Annotated in this window: 16 protein-coding genes; 10 read left to right on the forward strand and 6 right to left on the reverse strand. The window is 54.6% G+C overall.

The annotated features are described in order from the left end of the window. Positions 1–13 precede the first annotated feature (13 nt). Positions 14–1699 (forward strand): PTS fructose transporter subunit IIBC, encoded by a 1686-nt coding sequence (fruA, locus tag ACOTXD_RS04625; RefSeq protein ID WP_045331136.1) that lies wholly within the window; start codon positions 14–16, stop codon positions 1697–1699. 46 nt (positions 1700–1745) lie between these two features. Here fruA and nfo read toward each other — a convergent pair whose 3' ends face one another. Continuing rightward, positions 1746–2603 carry a deoxyribonuclease IV gene (gene nfo / locus ACOTXD_RS04630; RefSeq protein WP_003859342.1) on the reverse strand — a complete coding sequence of 286 codons (858 nt, stop codon included), beginning with the start codon at positions 2601–2603 and terminating at the stop codon, positions 1746–1748. Between the two features lie 64 nt (positions 2604–2667). Further along, entirely contained in the window at positions 2668–3714 is a 1047-nt protein-coding gene (locus ACOTXD_RS04635; protein ID WP_003859339.1) for a YeiH family protein, read from the reverse strand. A gap of 97 nt (positions 3715–3811) precedes the next feature. Between ACOTXD_RS04635 and yieE the strand changes: the two genes are divergently transcribed. Then, the gene (gene yieE, locus ACOTXD_RS04640) at positions 3812–4678 is read left to right on the forward strand and encodes a DNA-binding transcriptional regulator YeiE (protein ID WP_003859337.1); all 867 of its coding nucleotides are present in this window, start codon (positions 3812–3814) and stop codon (positions 4676–4678) included. Between the two features lie 170 nt (positions 4679–4848). Continuing rightward, positions 4849–6315, forward strand: coding sequence for an amino acid permease (locus tag ACOTXD_RS04645; protein ID WP_061856618.1), 1467 nt, complete (start codon positions 4849–4851; stop codon positions 6313–6315). Positions 6316–6371: 56 nt separating this feature from the next. Here ACOTXD_RS04645 and ACOTXD_RS04650 read toward each other — a convergent pair whose 3' ends face one another. Then, positions 6372–8357: a ligand-gated channel protein gene (locus ACOTXD_RS04650; protein WP_421766376.1), complete on the reverse strand. Its 1986-nt coding sequence runs from the start codon at positions 8355–8357 to the stop codon at positions 6372–6374. A gap of 268 nt (positions 8358–8625) precedes the next feature. Beyond that, on the reverse strand, positions 8626–9453 hold the full coding sequence (gene fghA, locus ACOTXD_RS04655; RefSeq protein ID WP_421766377.1) for an S-formylglutathione hydrolase: 828 nt from the start codon (positions 9451–9453) through the stop codon (positions 8626–8628). A 137-nt stretch (positions 9454–9590) separates the two neighbouring features. Here fghA and ACOTXD_RS04660 point away from each other — a divergent pair, with 137 nt between their 5' ends. From ACOTXD_RS04660 to mglC, 7 genes are all read left to right on the forward strand, one after another. Next, on the forward strand, positions 9591–10739 hold the full coding sequence (locus tag ACOTXD_RS04660; RefSeq protein WP_003859330.1) for a YbfB/YjiJ family MFS transporter: 1149 nt from the start codon (positions 9591–9593) through the stop codon (positions 10737–10739). Positions 10740–10841: 102 nt separating this feature from the next. Then, positions 10842–11510 carry a GTP cyclohydrolase I FolE gene (gene folE, locus ACOTXD_RS04665; RefSeq protein ID WP_003859328.1) on the forward strand — a complete coding sequence of 223 codons (669 nt, stop codon included), beginning with the start codon at positions 10842–10844 and terminating at the stop codon, positions 11508–11510. Between the two features lie 18 nt (positions 11511–11528). Beyond that, positions 11529–12686 carry a DUF418 domain-containing protein YeiB gene (yeiB, locus tag ACOTXD_RS04670; RefSeq protein WP_032659578.1) on the forward strand — a complete coding sequence of 386 codons (1158 nt, stop codon included), beginning with the start codon at positions 11529–11531 and terminating at the stop codon, positions 12684–12686. Positions 12687–12841: 155 nt separating this feature from the next. Beyond that, positions 12842–13864 carry an HTH-type transcriptional regulator GalS gene (galS, locus tag ACOTXD_RS04675; RefSeq protein WP_003859324.1) on the forward strand — a complete coding sequence of 341 codons (1023 nt, stop codon included), beginning with the start codon at positions 12842–12844 and terminating at the stop codon, positions 13862–13864. Positions 13865–14159: 295 nt separating this feature from the next. Next, positions 14160–15158: a galactose/glucose ABC transporter substrate-binding protein MglB gene (mglB, locus tag ACOTXD_RS04680; RefSeq protein ID WP_003859322.1), complete on the forward strand. Its 999-nt coding sequence runs from the start codon at positions 14160–14162 to the stop codon at positions 15156–15158. Positions 15159–15237: 79 nt separating this feature from the next. Continuing rightward, complete coding sequence (gene mglA / locus ACOTXD_RS04685) at positions 15238–16758, forward strand: galactose/methyl galactoside ABC transporter ATP-binding protein MglA (protein WP_003859320.1); 1521 nt, start codon at positions 15238–15240, stop codon at positions 16756–16758. A gap of 15 nt (positions 16759–16773) precedes the next feature. After that, positions 16774–17784 (forward strand): galactose/methyl galactoside ABC transporter permease MglC, encoded by a 1011-nt coding sequence (gene mglC / locus ACOTXD_RS04690; protein ID WP_003859318.1) that lies wholly within the window; start codon positions 16774–16776, stop codon positions 17782–17784. Positions 17785–17822: 38 nt separating this feature from the next. Here the strand turns inward: mglC and ACOTXD_RS04695 are convergent, their stop codons facing one another. Both ACOTXD_RS04695 and ACOTXD_RS04700 read right to left on the reverse strand, forming a co-directional pair. Beyond that, positions 17823–18260 carry a helix-turn-helix transcriptional regulator gene (locus ACOTXD_RS04695; protein ID WP_003859317.1) on the reverse strand — a complete coding sequence of 146 codons (438 nt, stop codon included), beginning with the start codon at positions 18258–18260 and terminating at the stop codon, positions 17823–17825. After that, positions 18257–19606, reverse strand: a complete 1350-nt coding sequence (locus tag ACOTXD_RS04700) for a type II toxin-antitoxin system HipA family toxin (RefSeq protein ID WP_061856613.1) — start codon at positions 19604–19606, stop codon at positions 18257–18259. Before ACOTXD_RS04700 ends, ACOTXD_RS04695 begins: the two co-directional genes overlap by 4 nt. Between the last annotated feature and the right edge of the window lie 18 nt (positions 19607–19624).

The raw sequence follows: 19624 nt of genomic DNA on the forward strand, positions 1-19624 counted from the left end.
CAGGAGAGGAATAATGAAAACGCTGCTGATCATTGACTCCGGTCTCGGACAGGCTCGTGCCTATATGGCGAAGACCCTGCTGGGCGCGGCGGCACAAAAAGCGCACCTGGATATCATTGATAACCCGGGTGATGCTGAAATGGCGATTGTTCTGGGCGACAAAATCCCCGCTGACAGCGCCCTGAACGGCAAAAAAGTGTGGCTGGGTGATATTAATCGCGCGGTGGCACATCCTGAACTGTTTCTGAGCGAAGCAAAAGGTCATGCGACGGTTTACAGCGCACCTGTTGAGGCGGCGCCGGTTGCCGCCGTTGGGCCGAAACGCATTGTTGCGGTAACGGCCTGCCCGACAGGTGTGGCGCACACCTTTATGGCGGCTGAAGCCATTGAAACCGAAGCGAAAAAACGTGGCTGGTGGGTGAAGGTTGAAACCCGCGGCTCTGTTGGCGCGGGCAATACCATCACGCCTGAAGAGGTGGCGGAAGCCGATCTGGTGATTGTGGCGGCGGATATCGAAGTGGATCTGGCGAAGTTTGCCGGCAAGCCTATGTACCGTACCTCTACCGGCCTGGCGCTGAAGAAAACCGCGCAGGAGTTTGATAAGGCGCTGGCAGAAGCCAAACCGTATCAGACAACCGGTGCGGCTAAAACTGCGACTGAAGGGAAAAAAGAGTCTGCGGGTGCGTATCGTCACCTGCTGACCGGCGTGTCCTACATGCTGCCGATGGTGGTGGCGGGCGGCCTGTGTATTGCGCTCTCCTTCGCCTTTGGTATCGAGGCGTTTAAAGAGCCGGGCACGCTGGCGGCCGCGTTGATGCAGATTGGCGGCGGCTCCGCGTTTGCGCTGATGGTGCCAGTGCTGGCGGGCTTTATCGCCTTCTCCATTGCTGACCGTCCGGGTCTGACGCCGGGTCTTATCGGCGGTATGCTGGCCGTGAGCACTGGTTCTGGCTTTATCGGCGGTATCATTGCCGGTTTCCTCGCCGGTTATGTGGCGAAGCTGATCAGCTCGAAGCTGAAGCTGCCGCAGAGTATGGAAGCGCTGAAACCTATTCTGATCATCCCGCTGATTTCCAGCCTGGTGGTCGGTCTGGCGATGATTTACCTGATTGGTAAGCCGGTCGCGGGCATTCTGGAAGGTCTGACCCACTGGCTGCAAACCATGGGGACGGCGAACGCGGTGCTGCTGGGCGCAATCCTCGGCGGTATGATGTGTACCGACATGGGTGGTCCGGTGAACAAAGCGGCATATGCGTTTGGCGTTGGCCTGCTGAGTACCCAGACCTACGCGCCGATGGCGGCGATCATGGCGGCAGGTATGGTGCCACCGCTGGCGCTTGGCCTGGCGACGATCATTGCCCGTCGTAAGTTCGATAAAGCGCAGCAGGAAGGCGGTAAAGCTGCGCTGGTGCTGGGCCTGTGCTTCATCACCGAAGGCGCAATTCCGTTTGCGGCGCGCGATCCAATGCGTGTTCTGCCGTGCTGTATCGTGGGTGGTGCGGTGACGGGGGCTATCTCCATGGCGGTAGGTGCGAAACTGATGGCGCCGCACGGCGGTCTGTTTGTCCTGCTGATCCCTGGCGCCATCACGCCGGTGCTGGGTTATCTGCTGGCGATTGTTGCCGGTACGCTGGTGGCGGGCCTCTCTTACGCGGTGCTGAAACGTCCGGAAGCGGAAGTTGTGGCGAAAGCAGCGTAAGCGGTAAGCAATAAAAAAGCCGGGTGCTAATGCAACCCGGCTTTTTTTATGCTGCCTGTTCAGCGGTCTGCTGCGCCTTCAGCCAGGCAATCTCTTCCGCCCAGATATCCGGATTGATGGTTTCCAGCACCATTGGAATGCCGTCGAAGCGGGCATCCTGCATGATAAAGCGGAACGCATCGTGGCCGATGTTGCCTTCGCCCAGGCTGTGGTGGCGGTCAACGCGACTGCCGAACGCGCTTTTCGCATCGTTTAAGTGCATACCGCGAAGATATTTAAAACCAACAATACGCTCGAACTCCTCGAAGGTATTTTTTGTGGCCTCGGTTGTGCGCAGGTCATAACCGGCCGCAAACGCGTGGCAGGTATCAATGCACACGCCCACGCGGGATTTGTCTTCCACGCCGTCGATGATCGCCGCCAGATGCTCAAACTTAAAGCCGAGGTTGCTGCCCTGACCGGCGGTATTCTCAATCACCGCCGTCACGCCCTGGGTTTTATCCAGCGTCATGTTAATTGACTCGGCGATGCGCGCCAGACAGGCGTCTTCGTCGATTTGCATCAGATGGCTGCCGGGATGGAAATTCAGCAGCGTTAGCCCCAGTTGCTCACAGCGCTGAACCTCATCCAGGAACGCTTCGCGGGATTTTTCCAGCGCCTCGGCAACCGGGTGACCGAGGTTAATGAGGTAGCTGTCATGGGGAAGGATCTGGCCAGGCCCGTAGCCGTATTTCTCGCAGGCGGCTTTGAAGTCATCAATCACTTCCGCGGTGAGGGGAGCTGCGCGCCACTGGCGCTGGTTTTTGGTGAACAGGGCGAAAGCGGTCGCCTCGATTTCGGCGGCGCGAATGGCGGCATTCGCAAGGCCACCAGCAGCGCTGACGTGCGCTCCAACATATTTCATAAAAAGACTCCTGTTAACCCGAAATGCCTATGATAACGGGTTAACAGGAGAAGGACGAGATGGTTTATGCCAACAGGCTGTGTACCGCAAGGTTAATCGCACCGCCGCCAACTATCAGCCAGATGAACAGCACCAGCGCCATCAGCAGCGGTTTCGCCCCGGCTTTTTTCAGCGCGCTGACGTGCGTGGTGATGCCCAGCGCCGCCATTGCCATCGCCAGCAGGACCGTATCCAGCGTGACCAGCATATCCACCATCGCTTTTGGCAGCAGGTGGAAAGAGTTGAAGACAGCGACCACGATGAACAGGATCGCAAACCACGGAATGGTGATTTTGCTTTTCTCGCTGCCGCCTGCCGGAGCAAGCTGTTTAACCCGCGCCGCGAGGAAAATCAGGAACGGGGCCAGCATCATCACGCGCAGCATTTTGGCGATGACCGCCGCGTTTTCCGCTTCCGGGTTAATGGCGTGACCTGCCGCCACCACCTGCGCCACTTCGTGCATGGTTGAGCCGATATAAATGCCGTAGGTTTCCGGACTAAACCAGTGCGCCACCAGCGGATACATGGCCGGATACAGGAAGATCGCCAGCGTACCGAAGATAACTACCGTCGCGACGGCAACCGTGACTTTACTGGCTTCGGCTTTAACGACGGGTTCTGTTGCCAGTACCGCCGCCGCGCCGCAGATGCTGCTACCCGCACCGATCAGCCAGCTGGTCTGTTTGTCCAGCCCAAAGATCTTCTGGCCGATAAAGCACGCCAGTAAAAAGGTGCTCGAAAGGGTCAGGACGTCAATGGCAATCCCGCTGACACCCACATCCGCAATCTGCGAAAAGGTGAGACGGAAGCCATAAAGGATGATCCCGAGACGTAATAAATGCTGCTTGGCGAAAATCACGCCGCCGTCGCAGGATTTCCAGATGTGCGGGTAAACGGTGTTCCCGACCACCATGCCGAGCAGAATGGCCAGTGTCAGGGCGCTGAACCCTGCACCGGCAACCGCCGGTATACTGCCGCCCCATAAGGCCACGCCGGTAACCACGGCGCTGAGCGCGAGACCCGGCACGAAGTGCCACACTGTACGATGATGTTGTAAGGTGATTTCTGACATAACCTTCTCCTTTGTCTGGCTAAAGGTTACGGCGCTCTGGCTTAAAAATAAAATTGATTATATATTTATAATCAATCTTTATAAGTGGTAAGCAACCATGCACATTACATTGCGTCAGCTGGAAGTTTTTGCCGAGGTGCTGAAAAGCGGCTCGACAACCCAGGCGTCACAAATGCTGGCGCTCTCGCAGTCCGCCGTTAGCGCGGCCTTGACCGATCTTGAAGGGCAACTGGGCGTCCAGCTTTTCGACAGGGTAGGGAAGCGGCTGGTGGTGAACGAACATGGCCGCCTGCTGTATCCGCGTGCCCTGGCTTTACTGGAGCAGGCGACGGAGATTGAACAGCTGTTCCGCGAGGACAACGGCGCTATTCGCGTCTACGCCAGCAGCACGATCGGTAACTACATCCTGCCGGAAGTGATTGCCCGCTACCGCCGGGATTTTCCGACCCTGCCGCTGGAGATGAGCGTCGGCAACAGCCAGGACGTGATCAACGCGGTGATTGATTTCCGCGTGGACATCGGGCTTATCGAAGGGCCGTGCCACAACGTGGATATCATTGCGGAGCCCTGGCTGGAGGATGAGCTGGTGGTGTTTGCCTCTCCGGCCTCTTCTTTACTCCAGGGCGAGGTCACGCTGGAGCGGCTGGCGCAAGCGCAGTGGATCCTGCGAGAGCAGGGCTCCGGCACGCGTGAGATTGTCGATTATCTGCTGCTGTCCCATCTACCGCAGTTCCAGTTAGGGATGGAATTAGGTAACTCCGAGGCCATTAAGCATGCCGTACGCCATGGTCTGGGCATTAGCTGTCTTTCCCGACGGGTGATTGCCGAACAGCTGGAAACCGGCTCACTGGTTGAGATCCCCGTTCCGCTGCCGAAGCTGGTGCGCACGCTGTGGTGCATCCATCATCGTCAGAAACACCTTTCCAGCTCGCTCCAGCGTTTTCTGCGCTACTGCGAGATGTAAAAGCGCCCCTCACCCTGGCCCTCTCCCCAAAGGGGAGAGGGAAAAATTATGCTTTACTTATAATCCTGGCCGAGTCATGAAGCTCTCTTATAACTGAGTATTTCTGCCGGAAGCAACGCAGATCGTCTGCTACAATCGCGCCTCATTTATTGAATGGACAGCATTTTCACATGGTTTCAGAAACTAAAACCACACAAGCGCCCGCGCTACGTCGCGCACTTAAGGCGCGTCACCTGACGATGATCGCCATTGGCGGCTCCATCGGTACGGGTCTTTTCGTTGCCTCTGGCGCAACAATTTCGGCAGCCGGCCCGGGTGGGGCATTATTCTCTTATATCCTGATTGGCCTGATGGTCTACTTCCTGATGACCAGCCTGGGCGAACTAGCGGCATACATGCCGGTGTCTGGTTCGTTTTCGACCTACGGACAAAAATACGTTGAGGAAGGCTTCGGCTTCGCGCTGGGCTGGAACTACTGGTACAACTGGGCGGTGACCATCGCCGTTGACCTCGTCGCGGCACAGCTGGTAATGACCTGGTGGTTCCCGGACACGCCCGGCTGGATCTGGAGCGCCCTGTTCCTGGCGGTCATCTTCCTGCTGAACTACATGTCCGTGCGCGGTTTCGGCGAAGCGGAATACTGGTTCTCTTTGATTAAAGTGGCAACCGTCATCATCTTTATCGTCGTCGGTGTGGCGATGATCGTTGGTATTTTCAAAGGGGCTGAACCGGCGGGCTGGAGTAACTGGACAATAGGCGATGCGCCGTTTGCCGGGGGCTTCTCGGCGATGATTGGCGTGGCGATGATTGTCGGCTTCTCCTTCCAGGGTACCGAGTTGATTGGCATTGCGGCCGGTGAATCCGAAAACCCGGAGAAGAATATTCCGCGCGCGGTGCGTCAGGTGTTCTGGCGTATCCTGCTGTTCTATGTGTTCGCGATCCTGATTATCAGCCTGATCATTCCGTATACCGACCCAAGCCTGCTGCGTAACGACGTAAAAGACATCAGCGTCAGCCCGTTCACGCTGGTCTTCCAGCACGCGGGTCTGCTCTCAGCCGCGGCGGTGATGAACGCGGTGATCCTGACGGCGGTACTGTCTGCGGGTAACTCCGGGATGTACGCCTCCACCCGCATGCTCTACACCCTGGCCTGCGACGGTAAAGCACCGCGTATTTTCTCGAAACTGTCTCGCGGTGGCGTGCCACGCAACGCGCTGTATGCGACCACGGTGATTGCGGGTCTCTGTTTCCTGACCTCCATGTTCGGCAACCAGACGGTCTACCTGTGGCTGCTGAACACCTCTGGTATGACGGGCTTCATTGCCTGGCTGGGCATTGCCATCAGCCACTACCGTTTCCGTCGCGGGTACGTCAAGCAGGGGCATGATCTGAATAACCTGCCGTACCGGTCAGGATTCTTCCCGCTGGGGCCGATCTTCGCCTTCGTCCTGTGCCTGATTATTACCCTGGGTCAGAACTATGAGGCCTTCCTTGCGGACACCATTGACTGGGGCGCCGTCACGGCCACCTATATTGGCATTCCGCTGTTCCTGATCATCTGGTTTGGCTACAAACTGACGAAAGGAACACGCTTCGTTCGCTACAGTGAAATGGATTTCCCGGAACGATTTAAATAATAACCGCACTTCCTCTCTTTTAGCCCGCTCAGTTGAGCGGGCTTTTTTATGGCAGATCAGAAGCTGTAGGTCATGCCAACGGTATAGCGGCGGCCATCCAGCACGGTGTCATACGTATCGTAATCAATCTGCTTATCGAGCACGTTATACACACCGGCAGTAACCAGCAGGTTTTTGTTGGCGTTGTAGCGCATACCGACATCAATCTGAGTGTAGGACGGCGTACCCTGGGACATTGACGTGCGGCTCAGGTACTCAGACGTTTTACCGCGCAGGTTCAGACGGCTCCAGAACCCGACGTCTGGCGTCGCCTGCCAGTCCAGGGTGGTGTTGAACATGTGTTTCGGCATTTTGTTCAGTGGCTTGCCGGAGAACTGGCCGCTCTTCTGCTCGGACTCTGTATAGGTGTAGTTTGCAGTCCAGTTCACATCACGCGTGATCTTCCACCCGAAGGAGGACTCCACACCGCGCATGTTGGCTTTGTCCACGTTGACGCGATCGCTGACGAAATCATAGCTGTGACCGCCAATCGTACAGGCGGGATCGGCGCTGCTGTTACAGCGGCGAACTTCCGTAATTTTGTCCTTGAAGTCGGTATTAAACAGCGTTACGCCGGCATTCAGGTCATCGTTGTTATCCCAGAGCAGGGCGAGCTCTTCGCTCAGGCTCTTCTCTGGTTTCAGATCCGGGTTGCCGACGATGATACCGTCAAGACGGCCGCCACCTGTCACCTGGCCCCAGCTGGCAGACGACTGACGCAGATCCGGCGCACGATAGCCAGCAGAAACCCCGCCTTTCAACGTCCACTGATCGGCCAGGTGCCATACGCCGTAACCGCGCGGCGTCCAGTTAGTACCGTAGTTTTGGTCTTTGTCCATACGCAGGCCGCCGGTCAACGTAAAGCTTTCCGTCATTGACCATTCATCTTCGGCAAACAGGGCCCAGCTCCAGCGCGTCAGTTTGTTCAGGCCGTCAGCAGCTTCCAGCTGATTACCGTTGTCGCGCAGTTTCTCATAGCGATACTGCCCGCCGAGGGTCAACGTATGATCGCCGAGGAAAATTTGGTTCTGGTTGTTGAAGGTGGTGTTATAGGAGCGCATTTCGCGACCTGGATTATTGGTCTCTTCCTGCTGGATATAGCTGGCGGTATTGAAGTCTTCGTAATAACCACTGTGGGTTAACGAGTAGGTCGTGTGCTCATAGCGCGAGTCGCTTTTGGTATTTGGCGTACAGGTTGTTCCCCGGCAGGTTTCAGCCGCTTTCGACATCCCCGGGGTGCTGTTTCTGTCCTGAAGTTCGCGAGCAAAGTCGAGGTCGAAATCGTTCTTCTCGTCCGGCGTGAAGTTCAGCGTAATGCCACCGTTACGCATTTTCTGCTCGTTATAGCCGTTCACGATTTTATCTTCTGCGCGGCGTGACAACAGCCCCGTCACCTTTGCGCCCAGAAGTCCGTCGATCAGGGGACCAGAGGCGTAGGCGTTGGTCTGGAAGATATCGCCGGAATCATGATTTTCCTGGAAGGTTGCATCGCCATGCAACGAACCGGTCCAGGCTTTGGTGTTCGAGACTTTTTTGGTAATGACGTTAATGACGCCACCCATCGCATCGGAGCCGTAAAGCGAGGACATCGGGCCGCGGATGACCTCGATGCGCTCAATGGACTCAAGCGGCGGCAGCCAGCCTTGTTCAATACCCGAGTTGTCGCTGTTGGGGCGGGTGCTTCGCGTACTGACGCGTTTGCCGTTCACCAGGAACAGGGTGTACTGAGAGGCCATGCCGCGAATACTGATATCACTGCTGCTCCCGCCGCCAGTGACGACAACACCCGGGACATCTCTCAGGGCATCGGTAACATCACGGTAGGCTTTATCTTCAATCTGCTGTTTTGAAATCACAGAGATGGAGGCGGGGGCATTCTGGATCTTTTGTTCAAAACCCGTTGCAGTGACGACAACGGTGTCCTGATCGGCTGCGTGAACGAAGGGGGAACACGTGGCAGCGCCAATGGCGACGGCCAGGAGCTTAATGCGTGGTATTGTCATTTGTACATTCCGTATAAAAATGAAAAAAACTCCATCGGGATAACCCTGAGAACTGTATGTTTTTGTCTTGTAAGAACTCTTTGAGATGGAGAAGAGCCTGGAATTGTACAAAAGAATGTAGAATTGTAAACACAAATGATAATTGAAATCATTTGTGTTTGAGTGATGACGACGGAAAACAGGCTGGATTCAAGCGGATAGAAGTATGTAAAGAGGGGGAGGGGAAAGACCCGGCAGGCAGGAGGCGCTACCGGGCAAAAGGTGGAACTTACCTGAACAGATGTTCCGCATGGAAGCGGAGATGATCCTCAATAAAGGACGCCATGAAGTAATAGCTGTGGTCGTATCCCGGTTGAATGCGCAGCGTTAGCGGCCAGTCCTTCTGGCGCGCGGCTTCCGCCAGCACCGCAGGCTGTAACTGCCCGGCGAGGAACTGATCGGCATCACCCTGATCCACCAGCATCGGGATAGCGTCTTCTGACTGGCTCGCCAGCATCAGCGCGCAGCTATCCCATTCCTGCCATTTCTTTACATCTTCACCCAGATAGTGCCTAAAGGCTTTTTGCCCCCAAGGCACCTGCGTTGGGTTCACAATCGGCGCAAATGCGGACACGCTGGTGTATTTCCCCGGATTTTTCAGCGCCATTATCAGCGCCCCGTGGCCACCCATCGAATGTCCGCTTATCGCGCAGCGCTCGCTGACCGCGAACTGAGAGTGCACCAGGGCAGGCAGTTCATCGCGAATGTAGTCATACATGCGGTAATGGCTCGCCCACGGTTGTTCCGTGGCGTTGAGATAGAAGCCAGCGCCTTTACCCAAATCGTATCCGGCATCGTCGGCCACGTCCTCGCCACGCGGGCTGGTATCTGGCATCACCAGCGCAATGCCCAGTTCGGCGGCAATACGCTGGGCGCCCGCTTTGGTGGTGAAGTTTTCGTCGTTGCAGGTCAGGCCTGAAAGCCAGTACAGCACCGGTGGATTGTCCGCAGGGGGCAGGAAAATGCCGAACGTCATAGCACAATTCAGCGTGGTGGAGTCGTGCCGCCAGCGCTGCTGTCGACCTTCAAAACAACGATGCTCTTCGAGCAGTTCCATGCAGGGCTCCTTATACGAAAGACTATTCATAAAACGCATAATACAGAGTTTTCATTGACCTGTGAGCAACTTTCACTTTCGCAGGACGGCGAGATGTTGCATCATAAATTTACTTTTCTTTAACAATTGGAGCGATCATGGCGCTGCGTATCGCGCTCAGCGGATTTGTGGTTCTGGTCGTGGCGATGGGGATAGGACGCTTCGCCTTCACGCCTCAGGTGCCGCTGATGATAGCCGCCGGGCAACTCACGCTTACCAGCGCGGGGCTGGTGGCGGCAATGAACTATCTGGGCTATCTGGTAGGGGCATGGGATGCCATGCGCGCCCATCGCTTCGTTGAAACACGTCTCTGGCTTGGCATCACCGGTGCGGTGGCGCTGACGCTGCTCTCCGCGGCGGCAGAGAATGCCGTCGTTCACGGTCTGCTGCGCTTTGTGATCGGCTGCATGAGCGGCTGGTCGATGGTGCTGATTGCCGCCTGGACCAACGAGCGGCTGGGGCAGCTGGGCAAACCGGGACTCAGTGCGGCCGTCTTTGCCGGACCCGGGGCCGGCATCGCCCTGAGCGGCCTGCTGGCGGTCTATATTCAGGCGAAATCCTTGTCCGCCGGGGCGGCATGGCAAATCTACGGCGTACTGGCGCTGGTGCTGATCGTACTGGTGGCGCGCTACCTGCCGCGCGCAGGTCAGCTTCATCGCCCTGGTACCGCGCCTGAGCCGTTGCTGCTGACTGCGGATCTCAGGCGTCTGGTCTGGAGCTACAGCCTGGCAGGGTTCGGCTATATCCTCCCGGCGACCTTTTTATCGCAAATGGCGGCGGTGCGTTTTCCCGGCAGCCTGTTTGCCCAGTTTGTCTGGCCAATATTTGGCGCCGCCTCGGTGGTGGGGATTGCGCTGAGCATTGCCCTGCGGCATACATCAAGCGCTAACCGCAGGCTGGCGATTGTTCTTTGGTTACAGGGGATTGGCGTGCTGGCGGCCTGGTTGCTGCCGGGCATAGGCGGCTTGCTGACGGGAGGGCTGCTGGTGGGCGGCGGGTTCCTCTGCGCCGTGCAGCTCTCTCTTCTGTACGGTCGCGAGCTGGCGCCAGACCACACGCGTTACATGGCGGGACTGCTCACCACCGGGTATGCCATTGGTCAGCTGGTGGGTCCGGTCACGTCGGCTCTGTCGACCTGGCTCACGCACCGTCTGGAACCTGCGCTGGGGCTGGCGGGGATCGCGCTGTTCGTTGGCGGAGCGTTAGTCTGGAACCGTCAGGCTGAAAGGCAACAGCAATTGCAATAATTATCGTCGTGAATACTGGATTATGTGCGTCGCCTCACGCACAATGAGCGCACACTTTTGCCACAACGAGGGCAAAAGACGCCACACCTGCAGGAGAAAAGAATGTCATCACTCAGTAAAGAAGCAGCCCTTGTCCATGAAGCGCTGGTTGCGCGCGGTCTTGAAACGCCACTGCGCCCGCCCGTGCAGGAGCTGGACAATGTTACCCGCAAGCGTCTGATCGCCGGCCATATGACGGAGATCATGCAACTGCTGAATCTCGATCTGAGCGACGACAGCCTGATGGAGACGCCGCACCGCATCGCGAAGATGTACGTCGACGAAATTTTCTCCGGCCTGGATTACGCGAACTTCCCGAAAATCACCGTCATTGAAAATAAGATGAAGGTCGATGAGATGGTGACGGTACGCGATATCACGCTGACCAGCACCTGCGAGCATCACTTTGTGACCATCGATGGTAAAGCGACGGTGGCCTATATTCCAAAAGATACGGTCATCGGCCTGTCCAAGATCAACCGCATCGTGCAGTTCTTTGCCCAGCGTCCGCAGGTGCAGGAACGTCTGACGCAGCAGATCCTGACCGCACTGCAAACCCTGTTGGGGACTAACAATGTGGCGGTGTCTATCGACGCGGTGCACTACTGCGTGAAAGCGCGCGGCGTGCGTGATGCTACCAGCGCAACCACCACCACTTCGCTGGGCGGCCTGTTCAAATCGAGCCAGAACACCCGCCAGGAGTTCCTGCGCGCCGTGCGTCACCACAACTAATCAGACAGGGCAGGGACCATGGAGCGAAACGTCACGCTCGATTTTGTTCGCGGCGTCGCCATTCTCGGTATCCTGCTGCTGAATATCAGCGCCTTCGGTCTGCCGAAGGCCGCCTATCTGAATCCTGCGTGGTATGGCGACATCACGCGTAGCGACGCCTGGACGTGGGCAATCCTCGATCTCTTTGCACAGGTGAAATTCCTGACCCTCTTTGCGCTTCTGTTTGGCGCGGGACTTCAGCTTCTCCTCAAACGCGGTACGCGCTGGATCCAGTCGCGTTTAACGCTGCTGGTTATCCTCGGTTTTATTCACGGGCTGCTTTTCTGGGACGGCGATATTCTGCTCGCGTATGGTCTGGTGGGCCTGATTTGCTGGCGGCTGATCCGCGACGCACCCGGTGTGAAAAGCCTGTTTAACACCGGCGTGATGCTCTATGTCATGGGACTGGCCGTGTTATTGCTGCTTGGCATGATTGCCGATGATTCCACCAGTCGTTCATGGATCCCGGATGCGGCCAACCTGCAATATGAGCAGTTCTGGAAGCTGAAAGGCGGCATGGAAGCGATCGGCAACCGGGCCGATATGCTCGGCGATAACCTGCTGGCGCTGGGCGCGCAATACGGCTGGCAGCTGGCGGGGATGATGCTGATGGGTGCAGCCCTGATGCGCACCGGCTGGCTGAAAGGGGAATTTAGCCTGCGACACTATCGTCGTACGGGTGCAGGGCTGGTGCTGCTCGGCGTGATCATCAACCTCCCGGCGGTGATGATGCAGTGGCATCTACAATGGGATTACCGTTGGTGTGCGTTCCTGTTGCAGGTGCCGCGCGAACTGAGCGCGCCGTTCCAGACCATTGGCTATGCGGCGCTGATCTATGGCTTCTGGCCCCAGCTTTCTCGCCTGTGGATCGTCAGTGCGGTGGCCTGCGTCGGGCGGATGGCGTTAAGCAATTACATCCTGCAAACGCTGATATGCACCACGCTTTTCTACCGATTCGGCCTGTTTATGAAATTCGATCGCCTGACGCTGCTGGCGTTTGTTATTCCGGTCTGGATTGTTAACGTGGTGTTTTCAGTTGTCTGGCTGCGTTTTTTCCGTCAGGGCCCGCTGGAATGGGCATGGCGACAGTTAACCGCTCGTGCTTCGGGCGTGTCATTGCGTAATACATCCAGATAACGATCTGGATCACAATCATTAACAAAACGGATGTAAGCGTTTTCATCTGTGTGAGCTTCTTCACGTAGTCTCCTCTATCTCGCTGCCAGAATAGCCACCTTGCTAAACACAGGGGGTGTCTGTGAGTTGCTGCAATCCTTTAAAGGGTGGTGAATATGATCACCATTCGTGACGTCGCCCGCCAGGCGGGTGTTTCTGTTGCTACTGTCTCCCGTGTGCTGAACAACAGTGCGCTGGTCAGCCCTGAAACGCGTGAAACCGTAATGAAAGCCGTGACCCAGCTGGGGTACCGGCCAAACGCCAATGCCCAGGCGCTGGCGACGCAGGTCAGCGATACCATTGGCGTAGTGGTGATGGACGTGTCGGACGCCTTCTTCGGCGCGCTGGTCAAAGCGGTGGATGTGGTTGCCCAGCAGCACCAGAAATATGTGCTGATTGGCAACAGCTATCACGAGGCTGAAAAAGAGCGTTATGCCATTGAGGTACTGATCCGCCAGCGCTGTAACGCCCTGATTGTGCACTCAAAAGCCCTGAGCGATGAAGAGCTGGCCGGGTTTATGGAGCAGATCCCCGGCATGGTGCTGATCAACCGTATCGTCCCCGGCTACGCGCATCGCTGCGTCGGTCTGGATAACATCAGCGGCGCGATGATGGCGACGCGGATGCTCATCAGCAACGGCCATCAGCGCATAGGTTATCTGGCTTCCAGCCACGGTATTGAAGACGACATGATGCGCCGCGAGGGCTGGCAAAACGCCCTGAAAGAGCAGGGCATTGCGCCGCTGGAGAGCTGGGTAGGTACCGGTTCGCCGGACATGCAGGGCGGTGAAGCGGCAATGGTTGAACTGCTGGGGCGTAATCTTCAGCTGACGGCCGTGTTTGCCTATAACGACAGCATGGCGGCAGGTGCGCTTACCGCGCTGAAAGATAATGGCATTGCGGTACCGCAGCATTTATCGCTGATCGGTTTTGATGATATCCCCATTGCCCGTTACACCGATCCGCAGCTGACAACGGTACGTTATCCCATTGCGTCGATGGCGAAACTGGCGACAGAGCTGGCGTTACAGGGGGCGGCTGGGCTGTTAGATCCGGACGCAACGCATTGTTTTATGCCGACTTTAGTACGCCGCCATTCGGTCGCTATCCGGCAAACTGTGGCTCCGATCACTAACTGATAACATCACGTGATGTAACCGTTTTCAATCTGTGAGTAAATTCACAGTATCTTAACAAGCCGCTGTCTATGATGTCAGCGTTTTAGGGGCTGAAACACAATGTAACGGTGATTATTCACTTTTACCGTTATCACAATGCCTCAAACAACGAATAAAACGCATTTCTGGAGCGTTACCGAACACGGAAGCTGGACATTTTATAAGTGAACTTCGGCGATCAGTAACGTTTTATTAACATCTGCCCGCCGACCGTTTTTCACAAGAACTACCCTGCATAAAAAAAACCGGAGATACCATGAATAAGAAGGTGTTGACTCTGTCTGCTGTCATGGCAAGCATGCTTTTTGGCGCAGCAGCACACGCAGCGGATACCCGTATTGGCGTGACTATCTATAAATACGACGATAACTTCATGTCCGTTGTGCGTAAAGCAATTGAAAAAGATGCTAAATCAGCGCCAGACGTGCAACTGCTGATGAATGACTCCCAGAATGACCAGTCCAAACAGAACGATCAGATTGACGTTCTTCTGGCAAAAGGCGTGAAAGCGCTGGCTATTAACCTGGTTGACCCGGCTGCGGCAGGCACGGTGATCGAGAAAGCGCGCGGCCAGAACGTGCCAATTGTCTTCTTCAACAAAGAACCTTCCCGTAAAGCGCTGGACAGCTACGACAAAGCGTATTACGTGGGTACCGACTCCAAAGAGTCCGGGATTATCCAGGGCGATCTGATTGCGAAACACTGGGCGGCGAACCCAAACTGGGATCTGAACAAAGATGGTCAGATTCAGTTCGTTCTGCTGAAAGGCGAACCGGGCCATCCAGATGCTGAAGCACGTACCACCTACGTTATTAAAGAGCTGAACGACAAGGGCCTTAAAACCCAGCAGCTGGCGTTAGACACCGCAATGTGGGATACCGCTCAGGCGAAAGATAAGATGGACGCGTGGCTGTCCGGCCCTAACGCCAACAAAATTGAAGTGGTCATTGCCAACAACGATGCGATGGCAATGGGTGCGGTAGAAGCGCTGAAAGCACACAACAAATCCGCGATTCCTGTATTCGGTGTGGATGCCCTGCCAGAAGCGCTGGCGCTGGTGAAATCTGGCGCTATGGCCGGTACCGTACTGAACGATGCCAACAACCAGGCGAAAGCCACCTTCGATCTGGCGAAAAACCTGGCCGATGGTAAAGGTGCCGCTGACGGGACTAACTGGAAAGTTGACAACAAAATCGTTCGCGTTCCTTACGTGGGCGTAGACCAGTCCAACCTGGCTGAGTTTATCGGTAAATAAGTTATCTGCATTGTCTTCACTGGGCGCAATTCGTTGCGCCCTTTTATAACGCGATATGCGAGGCCAACAAGGTATAATTATGGTCAGCACAACTACTCAGTCGTCCGGTGAATACTTGTTGGAAATGACCGGTGTCAATAAGTCATTCCCCGGTGTTAAGGCGCTCGATAATGTTAATTTAAAAGTTCGTCCTCACTCTATTCATGCATTAATGGGTGAAAACGGTGCGGGTAAATCAACATTATTAAAATGCCTTTTTGGGATCTATCAAAAAGATTCTGGCAGCATTCTTTTTCAGGGAAAAGAGATCGACTTCCATTCAGCGAAAGAAGCGCTGGAGAACGGTATCTCGATGGTACACCAGGAATTAAACCTGGTCCTGCAACGTTCAGTTATGGATAATATGTGGTTGGGTCGTTATCCAACCAAAGGTGTCTTTGTCGATCAGGATAAAATGTATCGCGACACCAAAGCCATTTTTGATGAGCTGGATATTGATATCGACCCGCGCGCCCGCGTCGGGACATTATCCGTTTCCCAGATGCAGATGATCGAAATTGCCAAAGCGTTCTCCTATGATGCGAAAATTGTGATCATGGATGAACCGACATCGTCATTAACGGAAAAAGAGGTTAACCACCTTTTTACCATTATTCGTAAGCTGAAAGATCGCGGCTGTGGCATTGTCTATATCTCACATAAAATGGAAGAGATCTTCCAGCTGTGCGATGAAATCACCATCCTGCGCGACGGTCAGTGGATTGCCACCCAGCCGCTGGAAGGGCTGGACATGGACAAGATCATCGCCATGATGGTTGGCCGTTCTCTGAACCAGCGCTTCCCGGATAAAGAAAACAAGCCAGGCGAAGTGATTCTGGAGGTGCGTAACCTGACCTCGCTGCGTCAGCCGTCTATCCGCGATGTCTCTTTCGATCTGCACAAGGGGGAGATCCTTGGCATCGCAGGGCTGGTGGGCGCTAAGCGCACCGATATCGTGGAAACCCTGTTTGGTATCCGTGAGAAAGCCGAAGGCACCATTACGCTGCACGGTAAGAAGATCAACAACCACAACGCCAACGAAGCCATTAATAATGGCTTTGCGCTGGTGACGGAAGAGCGTCGTTCCACCGGTATTTACGCTTATCTGGATATTAACTTTAACTCGTTAATTTCTAATATTCGCAATTACAAAAACAAGGTCGGGCTGCTGGATAATTCCCGCATGAAGAGCGATACCCAGTGGGTGATTGACTCCATGCGCGTGAAAACGCCGGGCCACCGCACGCAAATTGGCTCACTTTCGGGAGGAAACCAGCAGAAAGTCATTATTGGTCGCTGGCTATTAACCCAGCCTGAAATTCTGATGCTGGATGAACCTACGCGCGGTATCGACGTGGGTGCAAAATTCGAGATTTATCAGCTTATCGCAGAGCTGGCGAAAAAAGATAAAGGGATCATTATTATTTCTTCCGAAATGCCGGAATTGTTAGGGATCACAGACCGTATTCTGGTTATGAGCAATGGTCTCGTTGCCGGTATTGTTGAAACCAAAACGACAACGCAAAACGAAATTTTGCGTCTTGCGTCTTTGCACCTTTAAGATCAGGGGCTCCTCATGAGTGCGTTAAATAAAAAAAGTTTTCTCACTTATCTGAAAGAAGGCGGTATTTACGTTGTTCTTTTAGTCTTGCTGGCGATTATTATTTTCCAGGACCCTACGTTCTTAAGTCTGCTGAACTTGAGTAACATTCTGACCCAGTCTTCCGTACGTATTATTATCGCGCTTGGCGTGGCGGGACTTATCGTTACCCAGGGGACTGACCTTTCGGCAGGGCGCCAGGTGGGTCTGGCGGCGGTCATTGCGGCGACCCTGTTGCAGTCGATGGAAAACGCCAACAAGGTATTCCCGGAGATGGCGACCATGCCGATTTTCGTGGTGATCCTGATCGTGTGTGCCATCGGCGCGGTAATTGGCCTGATTAACGGCATCATCATTGCTTACCTGAACGTGACGCCATTCATCACTACGCTTGGCACGATGATCATCGTTTATGGTATCAACTCCCTGTACTACGATTTCGTCGGCGCGTCTCCAATCTCTGGCTTCGACAGCGGCTTCTCGACCTTCACGCAGGGGTTTGTTGCGCTCGGCAGCTTCCGTCTCTCCTATATCACCTTCTATGCGCTGATTGCGGTGGCATTCGTCTGGATCCTGTGGAACAAAACCCGCTTCGGTAAAAACATCTTTGCTATCGGCGGTAACCCGGAAGCGGCGAAGGTCTCCGGGGTCAACGTGGCTCTGAACCTGCTGATGATTTATGCCCTGTCCGGGGTCTTCTACGCCTTCGGCGGGATGCTGGAAGCAGGCCGTATCGGCTCTGCAACCAACAACCTCGGCTTTATGTACGAACTGGATGCGATTGCGGCCTGCGTGGTTGGCGGCGTCTCCTTCAGCGGCGGCGTGGGTACCGTGCTGGGCGTGGTGACCGGTGTGATCATCTTCACCGTTATCAACTACGGCCTGACCTACATCGGTGTGAACCCGTACTGGCAGTACATTATCAAGGGTGCGATCATCATCTTCGCGGTTGCCCTGGATTCACTGAAGTACGCGCGTAAGAAATAAGCGCTGGAATGAAAGAACCCGCAGCGATGCGGGTTTTTTTATGAGAAAAGTGAAGCGATAAGCGATTTTGAAACGGGCACTAGTCCGGTTTGAAGCCCAAAGGGTTTAAAGATTTTATTTATGACGTCAGCGGAATAATTGCCTCTGTTATTTTCTACATCCGACAATGTTTTCCGGGATACGCTGACCAGCTTTGCATATTCATCCTGCTTCAGCCCTAACACCTCGACCCTGAGCCTTTTCAGCGCCTCTCCCTGTGTGATTTTCCCCAGCAAAATGTCCCGTATGGCTGCATGCAGTACAGCCTGGCGATCGAGAGTACTAATCCGCGTTAAGCCTTGTGTAACGCGTTGCCTCTTCACTACCGATGGTTTATCCGGCTCTTCCGCCTCGTCATGATGTCGCTTTTTATTTACGCTGCGTACTTGAGCTAATGTCTGTAAAAGCTCTGATTCAGCTTCATTAGGTGTTTTCATAATAAACCCCAACGGGAAAGTTTATCCGGGATGTAGCGAAAACCCATCGCGGGCATTTCCATTATCTGTTCGGGAACGCCTCGCGCCGCCAGCCTTTCCGGGAGATCAATAAGCTGAACGGCTGTTTCATGCAGAGCATCAAGTAATGTTGCGGGAGGGATCCACTCCGCCAGCGTTTGTGCGATAGTGTTGAAATTATAATCCCCCCCTGATTCGCAAGATAATGACCACTTCAGGGTTCTTGGTATCCCTTCAGGATCGGCTTTCATCGGCGCAAAGTCATATACAGGGGAGAGCATAATTTGATTTTCAGCCTTCACAAAGGCGGTATTTCGCCCATGGTTGTCACTATTTCCAAAAATAATATTTAGCAGATCGCGACGCACCCATTCTGTTACAAATCCCGGAATATCAAACTGATAACCCTGCTGCTGGACCATATGGCTGGAGGTGATTTTATTAATTAACGCGCGCAACGTTGTCTCATGATCAAGGAGGGTGCCGGGTGCCTTTTGTAATAGCGAATACACCGATTCCATACCCAGCCTGACCAGTTGGTCCTGCTCATTTCTCACTATGTCGAAACGCGGTAACCACAGAGACGGGTAATGGCTACCTTCTTTAAGGCGCATTGTTTCCACTGGGATCGTGGAAAAACCCATCGCGTTAAGCTCATGATAATAATGGAATTCAGCTCGCAGAATATTACAATCCACTTCTGTCCTGTTACCGCGTGGATATTTAACCAAATAATAGCGGTCCCGGTTATCCGGCTCGTTTTGCCAGGTATCGATCCAGATGGCATCAGTTTCACTACAGCGCAGCAAAAGTTTAGGCGCTTCACCGCCAGCACCGGTTGCACCACCCGCCGCCGCGCCTCTTTCCTGGGCATAATCCAGAAAATCGGCCGCACGATCGATGACGTCCGCAACCGTAAACGTTTTAGTGCTGGCGAATTTATTCCATTCTGGGACGGATTCCTTTATGCGCAAATTCCCCACAGGGGACATTGTGCCAAATTTCAGCAATAAGAAATTTTGCTGGCCAACGGGTAACTCACTGATGTCGAGCGCATTAATCCAGTAACGGCGGCTTGCTCCGGCGGGAATGATATCGTCGATAAATCGCAGCCAGCCCGGTTGGCCATGGTCATCAAAAAAGAGTGATACAGGGTGATTGACTGAGACTGCGTGAAAATCATCATAGTCGAGAAAATTAATCGCATACTCAGTAAGATAGTCTAACTGCGTGGTATTCCAGTCATTTTTTTCACTTCCAGGATATTTGATGAGAGCGATATCCGTCCATGTTTCGTTCAGATATGCCTGTACGGTTAACGTCTCCATCTCACCTCCATAACGCGA

Origin of the sequence: Enterobacter cloacae complex sp. CDL013, from assembly GCF_049238805.1 — a bacterium.
Lineage (GTDB): Bacteria > Pseudomonadota > Gammaproteobacteria > Enterobacterales > Enterobacteriaceae > Enterobacter > Enterobacter hormaechei_C.